Source organism: Kordiimonas aquimaris, from assembly GCF_025574485.1.
GTDB classification, from domain to species: Bacteria; Pseudomonadota; Alphaproteobacteria; order Sphingomonadales; family Kordiimonadaceae; genus Kordiimonas; species Kordiimonas aquimaris.
Map to the genome: position 1 here is coordinate 56,371 of NZ_JAOBPO010000006.1, position 19,912 is coordinate 76,282.

Below are 19,912 nucleotides of genomic sequence, written 5' to 3' on the forward strand. Positions count from 1 at the left end.
TCAATGGTGATACGCGATTTATCGGGGGTTTGGATCTAATGGCTTGGGCAAACTATGGCACAAGAAGTGTTGATGGTAGGCTGAAGTCTGCTTTCTTCGCAATCTTTCCCAGCGTTTGCCTTACCGGTATATACTCTACCAATGCTTGGGCGTCAGACATCCCAATTGATTATAACGACATTGAAACCATTGAGGTTGCGGGCCTTGCTGTTGTTGGTAAAGATAACACAACAGGTACTGTTGATCTGATCACTGTTCAACCGACTACTTTAACACATGCCTTTGTTTTGCCTGATGTCATTGCAACAACGCCGTCGTCGAATATAAGAACTAATTCACGAGGTGAAACGCTGGTATCAATCCGCGGAAGTGGTGATCGACAGTTAGCTGGTTTTTTTGACGGGGCGTCAGTAAATGTTCCTTGGGACAATCGTATTGACCTGAATTTGCTACCTTTGAGCGGCGTATCTCTGATTAGCGTCTCATCTGGCCCGTCAGCTGTAAGTTATGGTGGTGGTACGGCAGGCGGCGTTATCGAGATTCAACCAATGACAGATCAAGCACCCGCTGTCGCTATTGAGGTTGGCTCGGGGCAACAGCGCCGTGTTGATGCCAGCTTTGGTTTGGAAAATAACGCAATAGACCTTGTATTAGCTGGCGGCCATTGGCAACGTGATGGCATAGTTGCTGAACGAGGCACGCGGTCTGTATTTGCAGCATCAGGTGACGGGCTAATCACCAACACAGATCGAAAGCAAAGCAATTTCCTGGCGCGGCTTTCACATGACTATGATGGCAGTAGCGGATTAGCCGCATCAATATTGTACAATACGGCAGATTACGGCGTGGCACCTGAGCAGGGCCCGAATTTCTCAAGCGATGATGCCAGGTTTTGGCGACTTCCTGATAACACATACTTGCTGGCAACACTTAATGGCCATTTTGGTATAACGGAAAACATTTCTAGCGATATTGCCATTTGGAAACAGACATTTAATCAGGATATCCAATCCTTTTCCGATGATACATACAGCGTGATAGAAGACACTCAGGAAGATCGTAATGATACATATGGCGTCAGAACTGTTTTAGCATACGCAGATGGTGCTCAACGTTTAACCATAAATGGCTCCGCATTGTGGTCGCGCCATGACCAGAAAGAACTCAAGCTATTAACAAATTTTACCTCTGAAGCTACGTTCACACAACAAACCTATGGACTTGGTTTTGATTACAGTCGCGAAATTAACAGCAATTTAAGTACAGTTCTTGGAGTGGGTTACGATGTATTTGATCCTAGGCGAACTGCTGGCCGTGAAGGTACTGGACGCTTCTCTGGTTTAAATGTTGTTGCAGAGATTAATTACAGGGCAAGCAATACGTGGTTATGGCGGGCAAGTGCAGGGCGACGTGTGCGACTACCTACAATGCGAGAGTTGTTCGGTGATGCCATAGGGCGCTTTATGCTTAATGCAGAGCTTAAACCAGAAGAAACGTTGCAATTTGAGGCGGCGGCTTCGTATCAGACTGAAGCAATGTCTGTTCAGATTGTATCTTTTCTGTCAGTTGCAGATAACACTCTGGATCAACGACGCGTTATTGTGGGCGAAAGTACGTTGCGGCAACGTTTTAATCGTAACGGGTCTCGTACTTTCGGCGTAGAAGCGAGCGGGGAGATGCAGCTCACTGATAGGTTATCAGTTGACGGTAATGCCACATGGAACAAGCATAGTGTTCAGCGGGAAATAGTTGATAATTCCACTCGTCGACTGTACCTTTCAGATCGTCCCAATTGGCTTGCGCGCGCAAACGTTGCATATCAATTAGGACAGCATACGACTTTTGGGCTGAATGTTGTATATAGGGGTGAGGCACGATCACAGGATGGGGAAGGTAATTTTCAACAAATAAATGCAGCAACGCAAGTTGGACTAGCATTAACGCACCAGCTTTTTGGTGTAACTGACAGCTTTGGTGTTGCACTATATGTGCGAGCCGATAACGTAACGGACACATTTGTTGAACCCCAGCTTGGTTTGCCTGATCAAGGGCGTACATTACGATTTGGATTGACCGCTAGTCTTTAACTCGCGGTTTGACACCACGAGAGGAAGCGGTTGAAAGCGCAAGTTCTATTTCGGAAAATTCATCACTGGGGGTCGATAGCTGTCGCGTTGCCTTTGGTGCTGATGATTGGTGCGGGTTTATTTCTTATGCTTAAGAAGGAAATAAACTGGATTCAACCAGAAACTCAACGCGGCAGTATTGTTGGCGTTCCTTCTCTCTCTGTTCAAGAGCTTTTCACAATTGCTAAATCAGTTGAAGTGGCTGAGTTAAGTTCCTGGGAAGAACTTGAGCGCGTGGATTTCAAGCCTGGCAAAGGTGTTGTTAAATTTGTTGGCGCAAATGATTGGGAAGTGCAGGTTGATACGCACTCCGGTGAGATTCTTCAGGTATCTTATCGACGATCAGATTTTATTGAATCATTACATGACGGTAGTTTTTTTGGTGACGGGGTGAAGCTTTACCTCTTTCTACCAGCCGGTATTGTGTTGTTTGTCCTGTGGTTGACAGGGCTTTATTTGTTTTTCTTACCGCACATCAAGAAAGGCCAAAAAAATCGAGCAAAAAAAGCTCAAAAAATTGGCAGTGTAGAGAGGAATACTCAACCAGCTGAATAATTGGGGCCAGTTATACGCATGTGTAAATTGGTTTGTTTAAGGGGAGCTACCAATATGTCGATTAAAAGTAAAATTGCAGCACTTATGGCTGCAACTACACTTGTTAGTAGTGCAGCGCTTATGCCTGCCTTAGCTGAGACAAAAGAAAAAGATTTCTTTGTTGAGCCAGCATTTTTAGACGGTCTTGAATTTAGAAATATCGGCCCATTCCGAGGTGGCCGTGTAACCACAGTTGCTGGTACTACGAGTGACAAGCGCGTGTATTATATGGGTGCAACTGGCGGCGGTGTCTGGAAAACTACAAATGCAGGCAATAGTTGGAAAAACGTATCTGACAAGTATTTCAAAATGGGTTCGGTTGGCGCACTGGCTGTTGCTCCGTCTGATCCAAATGTGGTCGTCGCTGGTATGGGCGAGTCACCGTTTCGTGGTGTAGCATCATCGCACGGTGACGGTGTTTATATCTCCCGTGACGCAGGTAAGACTTGGGAAAACGTAGGGCTGAAAGAAAGTCGCCAGGTTTCGACGGTTCATATTCACCCAACAAACCCTGATGTCATTTGGGTTGCTGTGCAAGGTTCCCCTTGGGCACCGACGGAAGAACGCGGCGTATATAAAACAACAGACGGCGGTAAAACCTGGAACAAGACACTGTTTGTTGATGAAAACAGCGGTGCAATTGATTTGTCAATTGACCCGAATAATCCGCGTATTCTTTATGCTGCGATGTGGGATACTGACCGCGAACCATGGCTTATTCGCTCTGGCGGCCCAGGATCGGGAATATGGAAATCTGTTGACGGCGGCGAGACATGGACAAAAACCATGAAAGGCCTACCAGAAGAAGTTGGCAAGATCGGCGTTGTGGCATCGCCAGCCAAATCAGACCTTGTTTGGGCTATCGTTGAAGCGAAAGAGAAGGGTGGTCTTTATAAGTCGACTAATGGTGGTGAAAGCTGGACTTTTGTAAACGGTGACCGCCGCCTGCATGCGCGTTCGTGGTATTACATGCACGTGTTTGCCGACCCGCAAGATGAAAATAAGGTGTTTGTTCTGAATGCCCCATATATGCAGTCTATCGACGGCGGTAAAACTTTCACACAAATCAGCGTGCCACACGGCGATACACATGATTTGTGGATTAACCCTGAAGATACAGATGTGATGATAAACGCCAATGATGGTGGCGGTACGGTGTCACTCGATGGCGGCGAGAGCTGGTCAACGGTTTATAATCAACCGACACAACAGTTTTATCGCATTAATGCTGACAATAATTTTGCTTACCGTGTTTATGCTGGACAGCAGGATAACAGCACGATTGCACTATTAAGCCGTGCGCCTGATGGTTCCATCGGCCCAGAGGATTATCATGCAGTTGCTGGGTGTGAAAGCGGCTTTGTTGGTCTCGACCGTGACAATCCGCGTTATGCTTACTCTGGCTGCTATTTGGGTCAAATCGGTGAATATGATTTTGAAACAGAAACAGTACGTGACGTTAGGGCATACCCTGAAACATCGTTTGGTAAAGAACCAAGAGAACGTAAATACCGGTTTAACTGGAATGCGCCTATTGTCGTTTCACAACATAACCCAACCGCGATATACCATGCTGGCAATAAAGTACTGAAATCGACAGATCGCGGTGTAAGCTGGACGGAGTTCAGTCCGGATCTCACACGTAATGACCCTGAAACGCAGGGTTTTGGCGGTGGCCCCATCACCAATGAAGTTTCAGAAAATTACAATACGATCGCGTACCTTACTGACAGTGTGCATGATGCAGGTACATTCTGGGCGGGCTCAGATGATGGTCTTGTTCATGTAACGCGTGATAACGGTGCAACATGGGAAAATGTTACACCGCGCGGCGTTGGTGTGGCGCTAGTGAATGCTATTGATGTGTCACCGCATGATCCAGCGACAGCATATGTAGCAATAACACGCTATAAAATGAACGATCACACACCAATGATCTATAAAACTACTAATTATGGTAAGCGCTGGACGCAAATCGCAGACGGTATACCTGATGGTGATTTTGTGCGTGTTGTCCGTGAAGATACAGAGCGTAAAGGCATGCTGTATGCTGGTACAGAAACTGGGCTTTATGTATCGTTTGATGATGGCAAAGCATGGCAACCTATGCAACTTAACTTGCCGCATGTCCCGATAACAGACATCAAAGTGCATGGTAAAGATTTGCTCTTGTCGACCCAAGGTCGCGGCTTCTGGGTTTTGGATGATATTGCACCGCTGCGTCAAATATCTGATGAAGTTGACGATACGCCGGCAACATTATTTGCGCCTTCAACCGCATATCATGTGACAACTGCTGGTTCGCGCAACGGCGGACCAACAGCGCCTAATCCACCGCAAGGTGCATTGCTGTATTACGCATTGGATACTGTACCTGAGGAAGGTGTTTCAATCGAAATCCTTGATGACAATGGTGCCGTTATTCGCACGCTTAAGTCTGACGAGAAAAAAGGCGGAAAAGGCGGCGGTAATGGCAGTGCTTACACGCTACCCATTAAAGCTGGACTTAATCGCGGCCTTTGGGACTTGCGCACTGATGCACTGAAGAAAATTGACGGACTATGGTCTGTTGCAGGTGGTGCTGATGGCAAGGTTGATGGTTATATTGTTGCACCGGGGACATACACAGCACGTATGACTGCGGGAGACAATGTTGCGGAACAGTCTTTTGACGTGTCATGGGATCCGCGCCTGGATGTCAGTGCTTCAGATATCAATCGTCAGGTTGATCTTGCTAAACGCACATATGCTATGCTCGATGAGTTGCAGCGTTCTGTTATTGCAATGCGCACAGCGAAGAAGCAGGCTAAAGTTCAATCTGAAGCCCATGGGGATGTTGAGAGCATTAAGTCGACAGGTGAAGCTGCAATCAAGGCCATTGAGGCATGGGAATCTGGTTTAATTAACGTTGATCGTGAATTTTTCCAGGATGTGCTGAACTGGCCTGATAAATTGCACTCTGATTTGCAATTCCTTGCAGGCGTTTTCAACGGTGGTATTCCTCCAGTTAATGCTGGCGCACAACAGCGCTTTGATGATCTAGTTCCTGTTTTCGACGCTGCAATGCGTGCACGTGATGCGGTTGTGTCGAGTGAAATAGCTGCGTTCAATGAAGCATTTGCTGCAAGTGGTCGATCAGCGATTGCGGCGCCTGACTTTGCTGCAGAGTAAATCAATATAATTCAACTTGAGGGGGCGCTTGGCGCCTCCTCTTCCGCGATTAAGAGGGTAATATGAAGAACATACTAAAATCAGCGGCTTGTGTGGCTGCTCTCATGATTGGTGCGAACAATGCATCTGCCGAAATTGATAATGATTTACTGTCAGGCATAAAAGCGCGCGTTATTGGCCCTGCGGCTATGAGTGGTCGTGTAGCTGCGATTGATGCTGTTGTTTCTGATCCTAATCATATTGTTGTTGGTGCTGCCACCGGCGGTGTGTGGATATCAAAAAATGGTGGTTTGAATTGGACACCAACATTTGATGGTGAAGAATGTGCCTCTATCGGTTCTGTTGCGATCAATCAAAGCAACCCTGACATCATTTGGGTTGGTACAGGCGAGGGCAACACACGCAACTCCACATCAATTGGTTGCGGTATGTTCAAGTCACTGGATGGTGGCAAAACCTGGAATAAAGTAGGTCTGGAAGATAGTGAGCGTATCAATAGCATTGCTTTGGACCCGACAAATCCAGATGTAGCTTATGCTGCAGTGCTTGGTAAGCTTTGGGGTGATAGTGACGATCGTGGCCTTTATAAAACAACCGACGGTGGGGAGACATGGAATATTGTCCTCGCTGGTGATGAAACTACTGGCGCGACAGATGTTCAGATGGATCCGTCAAATCCAAACAAACTGTTTGCGTCGATGTGGCAATTCAGACGCTGGCCGTTTTTCTTTAAATCAGGCGGTCCGGGTTCCGGGTTGTTTGTCTCACATGACGGCGGTGAAAACTGGAAACAATTAACAGAAGAAGATGGTCTACCAAAGGGTGAGCTTGGTCGTTCTGCATTCACCATTTCTCGCAGTAACCCTAACCGCGTATACGCTCTCATCGAGGCTAAAGAAAGCGCTCTATCACGTTCAGATGATGGTGGTCGCACGTGGACAAGTGTTAATACGGATACAGATATTAATGACAGGCCGTTTTATTATAACGGCATATCAGTCGACCCCCAAAACCCTGATCGCGTATACCGCGTTGGTTCACGGGTGAAAATGTCTATCGACGGCGGTAAAACGTTCTCATTTGTCGATAAAATAAACTGCTGCGCGCCGCGTAACGATATCCATATTGATAATCACGCCTGGTGGATTAACCCGAACAATTCAAAGCATATCATTGATGGTAATGATGGCGGATTGGGCATCACACAGGATGGTGGTGATACATGGCGTTTTGTTGCCAACTTGCCACTGGCGCAGTTCTACCATATCGCTGTTGATAACGATCTGCCTTACAACGTTTACGGTGGTTTGCAGGATAACGGTGCATGGCGTGGACCTTCGCAAGTTTTTGAAAACGGCGGTATTCGCAATCTACATTGGCAAGAGGTTGCCTTCGGTGACGGCTTTGACACAATCCCTGATCCAACAAACAGCCGCCGCGGTATCTCTATGAGCCAAGGTGGGTTCCTGGTTAGTTGGAATTTGGATACAGGAGAGCAACGTCTCATTCGCCCAAAAGGACCTGAAGACGGAACAGAGCTTCGCTTTAACTGGAACGCAGGCTTTGGACAAAGCCCATTTGATTCTAACACCATCTATTATGGCAGTCAGTTTGTACACAAATCGACAGACCGTGGACTGACTTGGGAAATTATCAGCGACGATCTGACAACCAATAACCCTGAGTTCCAAACTTTCAGAGAAAGTGGTGGTATTACACCTGATGTGACCGCTGCGGAAAACTACACGTCGATTACATCAATTAATCCATCTCCTGTAGATGAAAATGTGATCTGGGTTGGTACTGATGATGGCCGTGTACACGTAACGCGTGATGGAGGTACAACATGGAACAGTGTAGAAGATAATATTCGCCGCGGCCCTGACCGTGGCTGGGTACCTATGATTGAACCATCACGTTATGATGCTTCAATTGCATTTATTGCAGTTGATGACCACCGACGAGGTGATAATAAACCGTATTTTTATCGCATGGAAAATTACGGTGAACGGTGGCGTTCTATAGTGACCGACGACCTGACAGGTTATGCTCTATCCATCCGTCAGGATCACAAGGACGAAAACCTTCTGTTTGCAGGAACGGAATTTGGTCTGCATTTCAGCACCAACGGGGGCAGGGAATGGACTAAATGGGCCGAGGATGTGCCAACTGTTTCTGTGATGGATATTGCCATTCAGGAGCGCGAGAATGATCTTGTGCTCGGTACGCATGGGCGTTCAGCATACGTGATTGACGATTATAGCGCTTTACGCGGTATGAACGATGATACGTTTAGTGAGCCACTGAAAATTCTATCCATAACAGACGGCCAGCAGTATATTGCGAGCCAAACACCATCGACGCGTTTTCCGGGTGATGGCGAATTCAGGGCTGATAACGAGCCATACGGCGCCATGATTACATTTGTTGCCTCAGGTGACGATATTCCTCACGCTGATTTTGAGCAGGAGAAAGCACGCAAGATTGCTATGCGTGCAGCAACGGCTGAAGAAGACAGCGAGGAGAAGTCTGCGAAGAAAGCAACGGACAGAGTCACGGTTAAAATTAGTGATAGTTCGGGCAATGTAATCCGCACATTCAAGTCTGACATCGTGAAAGGTGTAAACCGTATTGTTTGGAACATGCGTCAGGACGGTGTGCAGGCTGCACCTCCAGCGCAGCCAAGAAAAGATGGTACACTGCCTGCCGGTATTGAAGTATTGCCTGGTAATTACAGTGTTACTCTGGAATACGGCGATATCACGGATAATAGCGATTTGCGTGTTCTAGCTGATCCGCGCAGCCAGTTTACGGTTGAGCAACAACGCGTGAACTATAATACGCGCGCTAAGCTTTCTGCATTACAGGCACAAATTCAAAAGGCATTGACACAAGTGATGAACGCACGGCGTGATGTCGATACCTTGATGACGCTGATTAAGTCGAATAATTCTGAAGAAAGTGACGCTTACAAAGATTTGAGCAAACAAGCTTCTGATGTGAAAAAAGCGTTTGAAGAAATGGAAAAACGTTTCCGTATTCCACTCGGAACACGCGGCATTGTTTTCCGCGGTGGAAACGTTAGTGCAATTCTCGGTACTGCCAATGCTTATGTGGGCAGCACACGTGATGTTCCAAACGAAGCGGCGCGCCAGCAAATTGCACGTGCGGAAGCGGCGATTACTGAGGCGGTGGATGCAACTAACAAGCTCATTTCTGATGATTTGGCTGCATTGCGGTCTGCAGTTGATGAAGCTGGTATTGGTTTGTTTAACCAGACCGAAATCACTGAAGTAGGCGAAGAATAAAACCTAAAGCCCCGGCTTTACCGTTGGGGCTTTTTCAAATCACGCGACACGCGAAAATACGGCTGCGTGTATCCTTGGGGGACAATCTATGACTACCAAACCAAAGTTTCCAAAATTGAAATCGCTGGCTATCTGTGCTGCATTACTTTCTGGTTCGGCATTAATGCCCGCGCACAGTGCTGACGCTAATCCTTTTGCAAGCTTGAAGCTTAGAAATATTGGGCCAGCCCTTACATCTGGTCGTATTTCCGACTTTGCCTTTCATCCTGACAAAAAGCATGAATTTTATGTGGCAACTGCATCAGGCAACCTATGGAAAACAAACAATAACGGCATTACTTGGCAAGCCTTGTTTGAAAAAGAGGCGTCCTATGCTCTCGGTGTTGTTACCCTTGATCCAAATAACAGCGATACCGTTTGGGTTGGCACCGGCGAAAATAATGCGCAGCGTTCTGTAGCCGACGGTGACGGCGTCTACAAATCTATCGATGGCGGCAAGACATGGAAAAATATGGGCCTGAAAGCATCAGGGCATATTAGCCAGATATGGATTGATCCAAATGATAGCGACATTGTTTTGGTGGCGGCGCAAGGCCCGCTTTGGAATTCTGGTGGAGATCGCGGCTTATATAAAACGACTGATGGCGGTGCAAGCTGGAACCATATTCTGGAGATAGACGAGCACACAGGCGTTAACGAATTTGTTGTTGACCCTAATGATCATGACAACATTGTTGTTTCAACATATCAACGCCGCAGACATGTTTGGGTTTTGATTAACGGTGGGCCCGGTAGTGGCATTCGGCGTACAACGGACGGCGGTGTAACTTGGACAGAAGTTTCATCTGGCCTGCCAAGCAAAGATGACATGGGGCGGATAGGTTTGGCACAAGCGCCTTCTGCACCGAACACATTATATGCCATCATTGAAGCCAGCGACGCAGAACGCGGTACATACAGGTCAGATAATTTTGGTGTGACGTGGCGCAAGCAATCAGGCCATATCACCACTAGCCCTCAATATTACAATGAGATTGTGGTAGATCCTAATAACCCGGACCGTATTTATTCTATGGATACTTTTAGCAGTGTTTCAGAAGACGCTGGTAAAACGTGGACACGCTTGTCTGCAAGATTCCGTCACGTGGATGATCATGCCTTCTGGATTGATCCGGATAATAGTGATCATGTCTATATTGGCGGTGATGGCGGTGTATACGAAAGCTGGGACCGTGGCCAGAACTGGCGCCACATGCGCAACCTGCCAATAACCCAGTTTTACCGCATTCAACCTGATAATGCATTGCCGTTTTACAATGTTTGCGGTGGTACGCAGGATAATAACTCTTTGTGTGCGCCGTCCAGAACAACAGATATTCACGGTATTGCAAACGAAGATTGGACAATTATCCTAGGCGGTGACGGGTACGAACCGCAGCCTGATCCAACAGACCATAATATCATCTACACACAATATCAGTACGGCGGGTTGGCGCGGTATGACAGGCGCACGCAAGAGCGCGTTTATATGACGCCGCAACCAGAGTCCGGTGAGAATATCCCCAAGTGGAACTGGAACACGCCGCTAGTGATTAGCCCGCACGATAACAAGCGTATCTATTATGCTGCGGAACGTGTGTACCGGTCAGATGATCGCGGTGATAACTGGGCATCGATTAGCCCCGATTTGACGCAAAAAGTAGACCGTAACCAATTAGAAGTTATGGGCCGTGTCTGGAGCGTGGATGCTATCGCGAAAAACGATTCTACATCGCTTTATGGCAGTATCATAGGCTTAAGCGAAAGTGCGATTGTGCCAAACCTGCTTTATGTAGGCACTGATGACGGCCAGATCAGCGTGTCTGAAGACGGCGGCGGTAACTGGCGTTCAGTCAATAGTTTCCGCGGTGTTCCAGACATGTCTCTTGTTGAGGATGTTCAGGCCTCGATGCATGATGAAAACGTTGCATACGCCGCAGTTGATAATCACAAACGCGGTGACTTCAAGCCTTATTTGTTGAAGACAACTAACAAGGGGCGCACGTGGCGTTTAATAAGCGGTAACCTGCCTGAACGGGGTTCTGTGCATACAATTATTGAAGACCATGTTGATCCGAATTTGTTGTTTGTTGGAACCGAGTTTGGTTTGTTCTTCACACAGGATGGCGGTGAGAATTGGCACCCGATGAAAGCAGGTTTTCCAACCATTGCTGTACGTGACCTGGAAATTCAGCGGCGTGAGAGTGACTTGGTCGTCGGTACATTTGGTCGTGGTATCTATATTCTGGATGACTATAGCCCATTACGTTTCAGTGCGGACCAGGTTGCTGGAAACGCTGCTACTACCTTCCCTATGAAAGACACGTGGCTTTACATTCAGGGTGATCAGTATGGAAACGAACTGAAAGGCAGTCAGGGTGATAGCTATTATACGGCTGAAAACCCGGATTTTGGTGCAATATTCACATATTACCTAAGTGATGGTTTCAAAACAAAAGCTTCTGTGAGGCGCACGGCAGAGCGTGCAATTGAAAAAGAAGGGGGTAATACACCTTATCCGTCTTGGGATGCTTTGCGTGCAGAGGATACAGAAGAGGCACCAACGGTATTATTAACCATTACAGATACCAGTGGTGATGTTGTGCGCCGTATTGAGGCACCTAAAGGCAAAGGCATGCACCGTATTGCCTGGGACTTGCGCCTTGATGCTGCTGAACGTGTTTCTCTGCGTACACAATCCGGCTATGTGCCGCCGTGGGTGCGTCCTCCTTTTGGTCCGCTGGCGTTACCGGGTGAATATACTGCCACACTTGCTGTGAGACAAAGCGGCGAGCTTAGTTTACTTGGTGAGCCGCAAAACTTTACTGTTAAGGCGCTTAACAATAGCCCGGAAATCACTACTGATCGGGCTGCATTGCTTGATTTCCAAAAGAAAACAGCAGCGCTTCGCCGAGCAGTGGATGGTACAAACGGTTTAATGGGTGAAATGCGCCAACGTATAGACCATTTGGGTGGTGCGCTTGTGCGCTCCGAGAAGTCAACTGAAGCACAAAAAGCAGCTTTGACAAGTATAGAAGCAGATCTGCAAGTGGTTAGTACAATGATGAATGGCGATCGCACGATTGGATCACGCAATGAACCTGTACCTATGTCCATTAACCGTCGTGTTGGCTCTATTATTCAAGGGCATTGGCGTTCTCAGGCACCAGCTACTGGTTTGCATCAACACGCATATGAGATTGCAGCGCGTGAGTTTACGGAAGCACTAAGTCGTTTGCGTAATATTGATGAATGCCTGCAAGCTTTTGAAGATGATATGAATGCTATTGGCGCGCCGTGGACGCCTGGGCGTGTTCCTGTTTGGCAGCCATAATAAACAAAACGAGATAATGATTACTAAGGGGCTTCGGCCCCTTTTTGTTTGCCTCTAAAGCGCTTGGAAAGAGTGGGGGCATGCTCAAAAATAAAATCCCGGAATGCTTTTAACCTGGCAGTTTCTTTGAGGTCACGGTGTGTTAAGACCCAAAATTCCATAGATGGTACAGGTTCGCTAAGCTGCACAAAAGAGTCGTCATCATCCATCAATATACATGGCAAGTACCCTAAGCCCATATCATTGCGAACGGCTTCGCGTTGAATAAGCGCATTATCATAATGACCAGATAATGCCAGATGAGGGTAGGGTGAACGTGCTATCCATGCTGGATTATCTTCAGGTGTTCCCCAGCCAATCCATTTCGCATCAGATGCAGGGTCGTTGGGGTTGGTTTTCTCAAGATAAGTTCTGCTCGCGTAAACGGCTTGGTATACCGTGCCGAGCTTGCGACCGACTAGATGAGGTGAGGGAGCATTAGTTACTCGCAGTGCAATATCAGCTTCGCGTCGGTTAAGGTCGTATATGCTTGCAGAATCATCAATCTTGATAGTGATGGCAGGGTGTTTTTGCTGGAACGCAGCAATAATTGGCATCAAACAGCTAATCGCAATCGCGTCAGGCATGGTTAAAGTGATATTACCTTCCATGCCTTTATCGCGACCCAAAGTTTTCAGGTGATAAGCGTCTACCTCTTGTCGTAGCTGCTGCGCAACAGGAACAAGGTCACGGCCTGCTGTTGTCAGTTTGTATCCTTCAGGTAAGCGATCAAACAAACGTGCAGAAAGGTTGCTTTCCAGGCTGTCAATACGGCGTGAAACTGTGCTGTGGCTTATGCGGAGGGTCTTCGCTGCGGCGCGCATTGAAGGTGCTTCTGCAACAGCGAGGAATATTTTTAGGTCATCCCAATTCATCATGGTGCATATATGGACCAATGTGTTTGATTTTCAATCCCTGTTTTAATTGATATTTATAAACACATGTCTTCAAGGCATTGCATTTTGCTATGCCGAAGTTCTATTCAAGGGGAAAATATTATGACACTTCCAATCACGGCGGCTACAGCTGCTGCTATCCTCGCAATTATTCAGGTTTTTTTGATGATTGCTGTCGGTAATAAACGCCGGGCAACTTCAATATCGTTTGGTGATGGGGGCGATGCAGATTTGTTAATGCGTATGCGTCGGCATGGAAACTTCATTGAGAACGCACCAATGTTCTTAATTCTATTATCTTTGCTAGAGATGTTGGGCGGTGCACCAGCAGCAGTGACTGCATTTGCTGGTATATTTATTGTAACGCGATTGTCGCATGCATATGCACTGTCAGGCGAAAGCAATGCTATTGCTTTCCGGGTTATTGGTGCTTTGGGTACTGCAGTCAGCTTACTAGGAACTGCAGGCTTTATCTTGTGGCAAACTAAGTACGTTGTAATCGTTTAGAGCGATTTATTTGTGCAAATAAATTGGTTAGACGAATAAATGAAATCACTGTAAGTAAAGCTCAACAGCCAAGCTAGGGAGATAGCAATGATTAATTTTCTACCACACACTGTATTTAAAACACGAGTTCGCAACGAAGCTTTGGATGGCCCCAATCCTTTTGAATGGAAAGACCTGACAACTGCTGAAATCTTTGAGAATAAAAAGGTTGTCGTATTTTCGTTACCAGGTGCTTTCACACCTACGTGCTCAACAAGTCACTTGCCACGTTATGAAGAGCTTTATGATGAATTTAAAGCGCAAGGCGTTGATGCCATTATTTGTGTGTCCGTAAATGATGCATTTGTTATGTATCAGTGGGGGCAGCAGCAAGGTGCCGAAAATGTTTTCTTGCTTCCTGATGGTAGCGGTGAATTCACACGTAAAATGGGTATGCTTGTATGCAAGGATAACTTAGGTTTTGGTATGCGTAGCTGGCGTTATTCTATGTTTGTGGATAATCGCAAAGTTGAAAAAATGTTCATTGAAGAAGGTTTTGATGACAATTGTCCAACAGATCCGTTTGAGGTTTCTGACGCGGACACAATGTTGGAATACTTGAAATCTCGCTAATAGTATCGACTGACAACAGTTTAATTTACTGACACCGCCTTGCATCAGTGAGGCGGTGTTTTGTTATTGAGGTAGTTGGTATGATCTTTTGACGGTGCCATAAGCTATGTGAGATTCGATGGAAGCGATACCAGGCACTGTGTGAAGACTAAGTTTTACGAAGCTTTCATAGTCTGAGAGGCTTTTACCTACTATGTGCACGAGATAATCAGCTGATCCAGCCATCAGAAAGCATTCCACAATCATATCCATGTTTTGTATGCGATTTTCAAATGCTTGTACTGTTGCTTCGTCGTGGCGTTCCAGGCGGATCATTGCAAAGACGCTAATAGGCCAACCGCATTTATTTTGGTCTAGAACGGCTGTGTAACCGGTAACAAAGCCCTTGCGTTCCAATTTTTTTACGCGACGCAAACAAGGTGATGGCGACAGGTTAACTTTAGCTGCTAGTTCGTTGTTGGTAATTCGGCCATCTTTTTGCAGTTCTTTGAGTATTTTTTGGTCAATAGTATCCATTTTTCACCTATATTAGCAGATTATGCCAATATATGGCCATATAGAGGTTGATATTGCAAGCCTATTGCTGCGTATTTTTGATATATTCTCAATATTGTTCGGCGTTCCGATGTGGAATGCAGATGCAGAATAAATGGGGAATGCACATGAAACAGTCAAAAACAGGCTTTGCAACACGCGCTATTCATCATGGACATGATGCCAGCACACATCATGGTGCATTAAACCCGCCAGTTTACATGACATCAACGTTTGCGTTCCAATCAGTGGAGCAGGGCGGAGAAATGTTTGCCGGTGAACGCGAAGGTCATTTCTATACGCGCATTTCAAACCCCACGCTTTCTTTGCTGGAGACACGTTTGGCAGATTTGGAAGGCGGCGAGGCTGCTCTTGCCACTGCCTCTGGTATGGGCGCGATCTGCGCCGCTATCTGGACTTTAATCGCGCCTGGTGATGAAATTATTACGGACGGCACACTTTACGGCTGCACCTTTTCATTTTTCCGTGAGTCACTGCAGAAGTTTGGCATTACCATAACGCATGTAGACCTGACAGAAGAAGGCGCGCTTGAAAAAGCGATAAGTGATAAAACCAAAGTGGTTTACTTCGAAACGCCAGCAAATCCAAATATGCGGATAGTCGACATTGAAGCAACAGCAGCTGTTGCAAAGCATGCTGGCGCAACTGTTATCGTTGATAATACTTATTGCACACCTTATTTGCAGCAACCGCTATCATTAGGGGCTGATCTTGTTGTGCATTCTGCAACAAAATATCTAGGTGGCCACGGTGATCTGATTGCGGGTGCTGTTGTCGGGTCCGCAGAGCTTATTCAGGAAATTCGTCTTGTTGGTCTTAAAGACATGACCGGCGCAGTTCTTTCACCGCAAGACGCCAACCTTATATTACGGGGTTTAAAAACACTTGAATTGCGTATGGAGCGTCACTGTGACAGTGCCGAAATTGTAACTGAATACTTGGCAGCGCATCCTATGGTAACCAGTGTTTACTTCCCTGGTCTGGAAAGCTTTAAAGGTCATGAGATCGCCAAGAAACAAATGGCGCGCTTTGGTGGCATGATCCCATTCGAGGTTGAAGGCGGATTAGACGCGGCCACAAAGTTGTTGAATAGCCTGAAGCTTATTCAAATTGCTGTTAGCCTCGGTGATGCTGAGACATTGATCCAGCATCCTGCAAGCATGACGCATTCAACATACACACCGGAAGAACGTGCAGAGTTTCATATCAGCGATGGCCTAATTAGATTGTCTGTTGGCCTTGAGCATGTTGATGATGTTATCGCTGATCTTGACGCCGCGTTTGATGCTACATATGGCATTTCACTTCTAAATAGCGATAAAGACCATGCAAGGGCAGCAGAGTAGAAAAACTTGAGATGGCCTTGCATGCTTAACGATTGAGAAAATCGGTTTTCTCTTTGTCGCGCAATAAAAACTTTAACCACTCTAGCAGGTCATTTGCGCGACCATAGTTGCGGAGAGAACCACGGCTATTTTTATAAGCTGTTTCAACGTCCATACGTAGCAACGCCCGTTGTTCTTCGGTCATTGAACGGTATAAAAATGTACCAACCCTTATCCTGTCATGCAGTACCTGTGGTTCATGTTCTGAAAGCTTGCGCGCTGTTTCCCATGCTATAACAGCTTCAGCGTGATCATTTGGATTAATTGCTTGCAAGTTTGCTAAGCGCCGCCACGCAGATTCAGATATTGGCGCCATTTCGATACTTGCTTTTACCGAAGCTATAGCTTTTTCAAGCTTTTCAGGAGTTGCGCCCAAGGCAACATATGCAAGACTAAGGTCGTTGGCTGCACGTGGCATATCAACTAAGCTTAAAGCGGTTTCCCGGCTTTCGATCAAAACGTTTTGATCATCTTCAGTTATCGTTTTTCCTTCTGCAATGTCCTGTAGAATAGGGTCTCCAGCGGCCATCCAGATTGATGCCAGAAAACGCGGTGCGCCGAAGCCAATCAAAAGCAATGCAGAAATAGCCATCAGTATATTTGAGAAACTCAGAGTTTTCATGTTTTGTTGTGCTGCTTGATATTAGGTTGTTCCAGAACTCAGCCAATACTGAGATTACATCGTACTTTATGCCATTCGACCCAAAATGAATCAATGATTCTGAAATAGTGTACGATATTTGTTGCTGTGAAATGCATGTGGATGGGATAAATATTCAATGCCTTGTATTTCAACCATGATGCGTGCTTCTATTAAGGCTGATAAGATGGGAGCAGGTTTTGTTAAATCAGTTAAGGTTACCAGTTCTTCTTGTGCCCATGTTTGTTCTGGTGTCCGGTGTTGCCGCCAGCCTTTATGATTTACCTTCTTTTTTGATGTTTGTCTCAGGGATAAACGAATGGATATTGTTCCATTTTTCGGATTTATTTAATTGGGCCAGCTTTTTGTTTGTGTTGACCTGTGTATGGGTGTGGTTTTCGCCTCTAGGTGAAGTAAAAATTGGTGGTAAAAATGCGGAACCGTTACTTTCTAAATGGCAGTGGTTTTCGATTACACTGTGTACAACAATAGCTATTGGTATCCTGTTTTGGGCAAGTGCAGAGCCACTATTCCATTTTTATGAGCCGCCTGCACAGAGTGGAATTGAACCAGCTTCACCCGCTGCTGCCAGGTTTGCAATTTCATCGTTGTTTATGCATTGGTCGATAACGCCGTACGCTATATATACCGTGCCGTCGCTTGCGTTTGCTCTTGCATACTACAACCTCGGCAAAAACTATTCACTTAGCGGGCCCTTGTCGGTGGTCTGGAAGCCGCTTTCATATCGCGGATCCCGCGATATATTTGATGCAATTGCGCTTTTTGCCTTAGTGGCTGGTATGGCTGCAACTTTAGGGGTGGGTATATTATCTATTGCTGGTGGTATTGGTTTAACATTTGGTGAGGCGACTAAAGGCTACCTTACTGCTGCTGTTGCGATTGCGATCATTGCCACATTCACTGTTTCATCGATTACAGGGTTACTGCGCGGTATCCGTATTTTATCGGATATTAATGTGCGTTTCTTCTTTATTTTATGTGGTTTCCTACTTGTGTTAGGGCCCACTGGCGACATATTTTTAACTGGAATTCTCGGTATCGCAGATTATGCGGTAGAGTTTTTGCCGCGATCTATCGGGATGGGAGCAACCGCTGACGATGGTTGGCAGCGATCATGGACCAGTTTTTATTGGGCAAACTGGTTAGCATGGGCGCCGATAACAGCCATGTTCCTTGGTCGCATTGCTCGCGGCTATACCGTTAGGCAATTTATAACGTTCAATCTTATATTACCGGCTGCTTTTGCCATTGTTTGGATGTCTATATTCGGCGCGAGTGCGCTGGGCGCGGATATGGCGGGCGGTGCGTTATATGAAACATTAAAAGCTGATGGGCCAGAGTCTGTAATTTATGCGCTTTTTAATACGCTACCTTATCCAAGCGTTTGGATTGTTTTGTTTGTTGTACTCTCATTTGTCTGTTTTGTAACAGCTGCGGATAGTAATACAGAAGCAATTGCAAACGTATGCCAAAAAGGCCCTGATGCGCACAGAGGAACTAAAGAGCAGGGTGGTCCTACAACGAACCTTTATATGAAAGTGATTTGGGCATCTCTCATTGGTATAACCGCCTGGACAATGGTTACGTTTTCAGGAGTTGATGGTGTGCGTATGCTGTCTAATCTGGGCGGACTGCCGGGATTGATTATTGTATTCCTAATGAATATAGCGCTTTTGAAGATGGGTACACGTTATCTGGATACCATCAGTAACGCGTAATAGTGAAACTTTCTGTTTCATTTTAATCTGCGCTGTATGCTCCGCTAGGTGTTTCTCCCTTGTAAAACTCATTGTGTTTTGTGTGCAGCGGTTTGGTGGCAGCCTTTAGCCTTTGTTTTTAAAGTAAAATAAACTTTATACGTCATTAGTATGCGCTTTCTAATTTCTCTCTGTAGATTACAGCCATGGTTAAGGAGCCGGTGGGAACAAATGACCCCAAGGCATGAAAATTAACGCTGCACTATATAAAACTAGGCAGCTAGGTAACAGAGAAGGAAAAGATTATGGCTATCATGGAAAACATTCAGAATTCACAGGTTGTTCGTGTTTATCGTCAAGGTTGGTTGGCATGGCTCGGCGCTCACAAAACTGCGTTTGATCTTGCACAAGACGGTGTTGAGAAACTCGTAAACAGCCGCGAGCAACTGGTAGAAGAGCTAGTTGAAAAAGGCGAAGCTGTTGAAGATATGGCTCAAGACAACTTTGGTAAAGTACGCGGCATGATCGAGCCTCGCTTTAACGAAGTAAGTGAAAAAGTTTCTGCAGCACGTAGCAAAGTGTTTGCACGTTCTACTGAGGCATCAACTGATCGTTTTGAAGAGTTGTCAACTGAAGTTGCTAAGCTTGCAAAGTCAGTGTCTGCACTGAGCCGCAAAGTAAACACGGTTAAGAAACCTGTAGCTAAAAAAGCAGCTCCTAAGCGCAAAGCTGCCGTTAAAGCGACTGCTAAAAAAGCTGCCCCAGCTAAAGCAGCTACTACACCAGCTACTGAAACTAAAACAGCGGCATAATAATTAGTCCTTCGGGCTAATCGGCTGACAGGTCAGGTCCCTCCCCCCATTTTATCGGGCCTGTCAGCCTCATTTTTTAATATAATTCATTAAATCTTTGTTTAGGCGCTCCATTTGGGCGCTTTTTTAATAGCATCATGTGAGGAAACTCGTCAGTATATTGATGTGCATTCAGC

The 19,912-nt window shown here is 46.1% G+C and carries 13 protein-coding genes; 10 read left to right on the forward strand and 3 right to left on the reverse strand.

What is annotated here, in order from left to right; all coding sequences use genetic code 11:
* Nucleotides 1-38 precede the first annotated feature (38 nt).
* The 5 genes from OEU88_RS15985 to OEU88_RS16005 all read left to right on the forward strand — a co-directional run bounded on the left by OEU88_RS15985 (nucleotide 39) and on the right by OEU88_RS16005 (nucleotide 12,572).
* On the forward strand, nucleotides 39-2,087 hold the full coding sequence (locus OEU88_RS15985; RefSeq protein WP_262696214.1) for a TonB-dependent receptor: 2,049 nt from the start codon (nucleotides 39-41) through the stop codon (nucleotides 2,085-2,087).
* A gap of 30 nt (nucleotides 2,088-2,117) precedes the next feature.
* Nucleotides 2,118-2,681 (forward strand): PepSY-associated TM helix domain-containing protein, encoded by a 564-nt coding sequence (locus OEU88_RS15990; protein ID WP_262696215.1) that lies wholly within the window; start codon nucleotides 2,118-2,120, stop codon nucleotides 2,679-2,681.
* 54 nt (nucleotides 2,682-2,735) lie between these two features.
* Nucleotides 2,736-5,891, forward strand: a complete 3,156-nt coding sequence (locus OEU88_RS15995; protein ID WP_262696216.1) for a WD40/YVTN/BNR-like repeat-containing protein — start codon at nucleotides 2,736-2,738, stop codon at nucleotides 5,889-5,891.
* A gap of 62 nt (nucleotides 5,892-5,953) precedes the next feature.
* Nucleotides 5,954-9,199, forward strand: coding sequence for a VPS10 domain-containing protein (locus OEU88_RS16000; RefSeq protein ID WP_262696217.1), 3,246 nt, complete (start codon nucleotides 5,954-5,956; stop codon nucleotides 9,197-9,199).
* An 88-nt stretch (nucleotides 9,200-9,287) separates the two neighbouring features.
* Nucleotides 9,288-12,572, forward strand: coding sequence for a glycosyl hydrolase (locus OEU88_RS16005; protein WP_262696218.1), 3,285 nt, complete (start codon nucleotides 9,288-9,290; stop codon nucleotides 12,570-12,572).
* A gap of 23 nt (nucleotides 12,573-12,595) precedes the next feature.
* Here OEU88_RS16005 and OEU88_RS16010 read toward each other — a convergent pair whose 3' ends face one another.
* Nucleotides 12,596-13,489 (reverse strand): LysR family transcriptional regulator, encoded by an 894-nt coding sequence (locus OEU88_RS16010; protein ID WP_262696219.1) that lies wholly within the window; start codon nucleotides 13,487-13,489, stop codon nucleotides 12,596-12,598.
* 120 nt (nucleotides 13,490-13,609) lie between these two features.
* Here OEU88_RS16010 and OEU88_RS16015 point away from each other — a divergent pair, with 120 nt between their 5' ends.
* Together OEU88_RS16015 and OEU88_RS16020 are read left to right on the forward strand one after the other, a co-directional pair.
* A complete protein-coding gene (locus OEU88_RS16015) occupies nucleotides 13,610-14,014 on the forward strand; it encodes an MAPEG family protein (protein ID WP_262696220.1) in 405 nt (134 codons plus the stop codon).
* Nucleotides 14,015-14,101: 87 nt separating this feature from the next.
* Nucleotides 14,102-14,626, forward strand: a complete 525-nt coding sequence (locus OEU88_RS16020; RefSeq protein ID WP_262696221.1) for a peroxiredoxin — start codon at nucleotides 14,102-14,104, stop codon at nucleotides 14,624-14,626.
* Nucleotides 14,627-14,689: 63 nt separating this feature from the next.
* Here the strand turns inward: OEU88_RS16020 and OEU88_RS16025 are convergent, their stop codons facing one another.
* Nucleotides 14,690-15,142, reverse strand: coding sequence for an Lrp/AsnC family transcriptional regulator (locus OEU88_RS16025; RefSeq protein ID WP_262696222.1), 453 nt, complete (start codon nucleotides 15,140-15,142; stop codon nucleotides 14,690-14,692).
* Between the two features lie 146 nt (nucleotides 15,143-15,288).
* Here OEU88_RS16025 and OEU88_RS16030 point away from each other — a divergent pair, with 146 nt between their 5' ends.
* Nucleotides 15,289-16,527 (forward strand): methionine gamma-lyase, encoded by a 1,239-nt coding sequence (locus OEU88_RS16030; RefSeq protein WP_262696223.1) that lies wholly within the window; start codon nucleotides 15,289-15,291, stop codon nucleotides 16,525-16,527.
* Between the two features lie 25 nt (nucleotides 16,528-16,552).
* Here OEU88_RS16030 and OEU88_RS16035 read toward each other — a convergent pair whose 3' ends face one another.
* Nucleotides 16,553-17,188 (reverse strand): hypothetical protein, encoded by a 636-nt coding sequence (locus OEU88_RS16035; protein ID WP_262696224.1) that lies wholly within the window; start codon nucleotides 17,186-17,188, stop codon nucleotides 16,553-16,555.
* A 218-nt stretch (nucleotides 17,189-17,406) separates the two neighbouring features.
* On the opposite strand from OEU88_RS16035, the gene OEU88_RS16040 reads away from it, so the two are divergent.
* Together OEU88_RS16040 and OEU88_RS16045 are read left to right on the forward strand one after the other, a co-directional pair.
* The gene (locus OEU88_RS16040; RefSeq protein WP_262696225.1) at nucleotides 17,407-18,945 is read left to right on the forward strand and encodes a BCCT family transporter; all 1,539 of its coding nucleotides are present in this window, start codon (nucleotides 17,407-17,409) and stop codon (nucleotides 18,943-18,945) included.
* A gap of 284 nt (nucleotides 18,946-19,229) precedes the next feature.
* A complete protein-coding gene (locus OEU88_RS16045) occupies nucleotides 19,230-19,736 on the forward strand; it encodes a phasin family protein (RefSeq protein WP_262696226.1) in 507 nt (168 codons plus the stop codon).
* The last annotated feature ends 176 nt before the right edge of the window (nucleotides 19,737-19,912 follow it).

Coding starts and splice junctions, on each gene's coding strand:
- OEU88_RS15985 (WP_262696214.1), top strand. CDS start 39: ATGGCTTGGGCAAACTATGGCACAAGAAGTGTTGATGGTAGGCTGAAG.
- OEU88_RS15995 (WP_262696216.1), top strand. CDS start 2,736: ATGTCGATTAAAAGTAAAATTGCAGCACTTATGGCTGCAACTACACTT.
- OEU88_RS16000 (WP_262696217.1), top strand. CDS start 5,954: ATGAAGAACATACTAAAATCAGCGGCTTGTGTGGCTGCTCTCATGATT.
- OEU88_RS16005 (WP_262696218.1), top strand. CDS start 9,288: ATGACTACCAAACCAAAGTTTCCAAAATTGAAATCGCTGGCTATCTGT.
- OEU88_RS16010 (WP_262696219.1), bottom strand. CDS start 13,489: ATGATGAATTGGGATGACCTAAAAATATTCCTCGCTGTTGCAGAAGCA.
- OEU88_RS16015 (WP_262696220.1), top strand. CDS start 13,610: ATGACACTTCCAATCACGGCGGCTACAGCTGCTGCTATCCTCGCAATT.
- OEU88_RS16020 (WP_262696221.1), top strand. CDS start 14,102: ATGATTAATTTTCTACCACACACTGTATTTAAAACACGAGTTCGCAAC.
- OEU88_RS16025 (WP_262696222.1), bottom strand. CDS start 15,142: ATGGATACTATTGACCAAAAAATACTCAAAGAACTGCAAAAAGATGGC.
- OEU88_RS16030 (WP_262696223.1), top strand. CDS start 15,289: ATGAAACAGTCAAAAACAGGCTTTGCAACACGCGCTATTCATCATGGA.
- OEU88_RS16035 (WP_262696224.1), bottom strand. CDS start 17,188: ATGAAAACTCTGAGTTTCTCAAATATACTGATGGCTATTTCTGCATTG.
- OEU88_RS16045 (WP_262696226.1), top strand. CDS start 19,230: ATGGCTATCATGGAAAACATTCAGAATTCACAGGTTGTTCGTGTTTAT.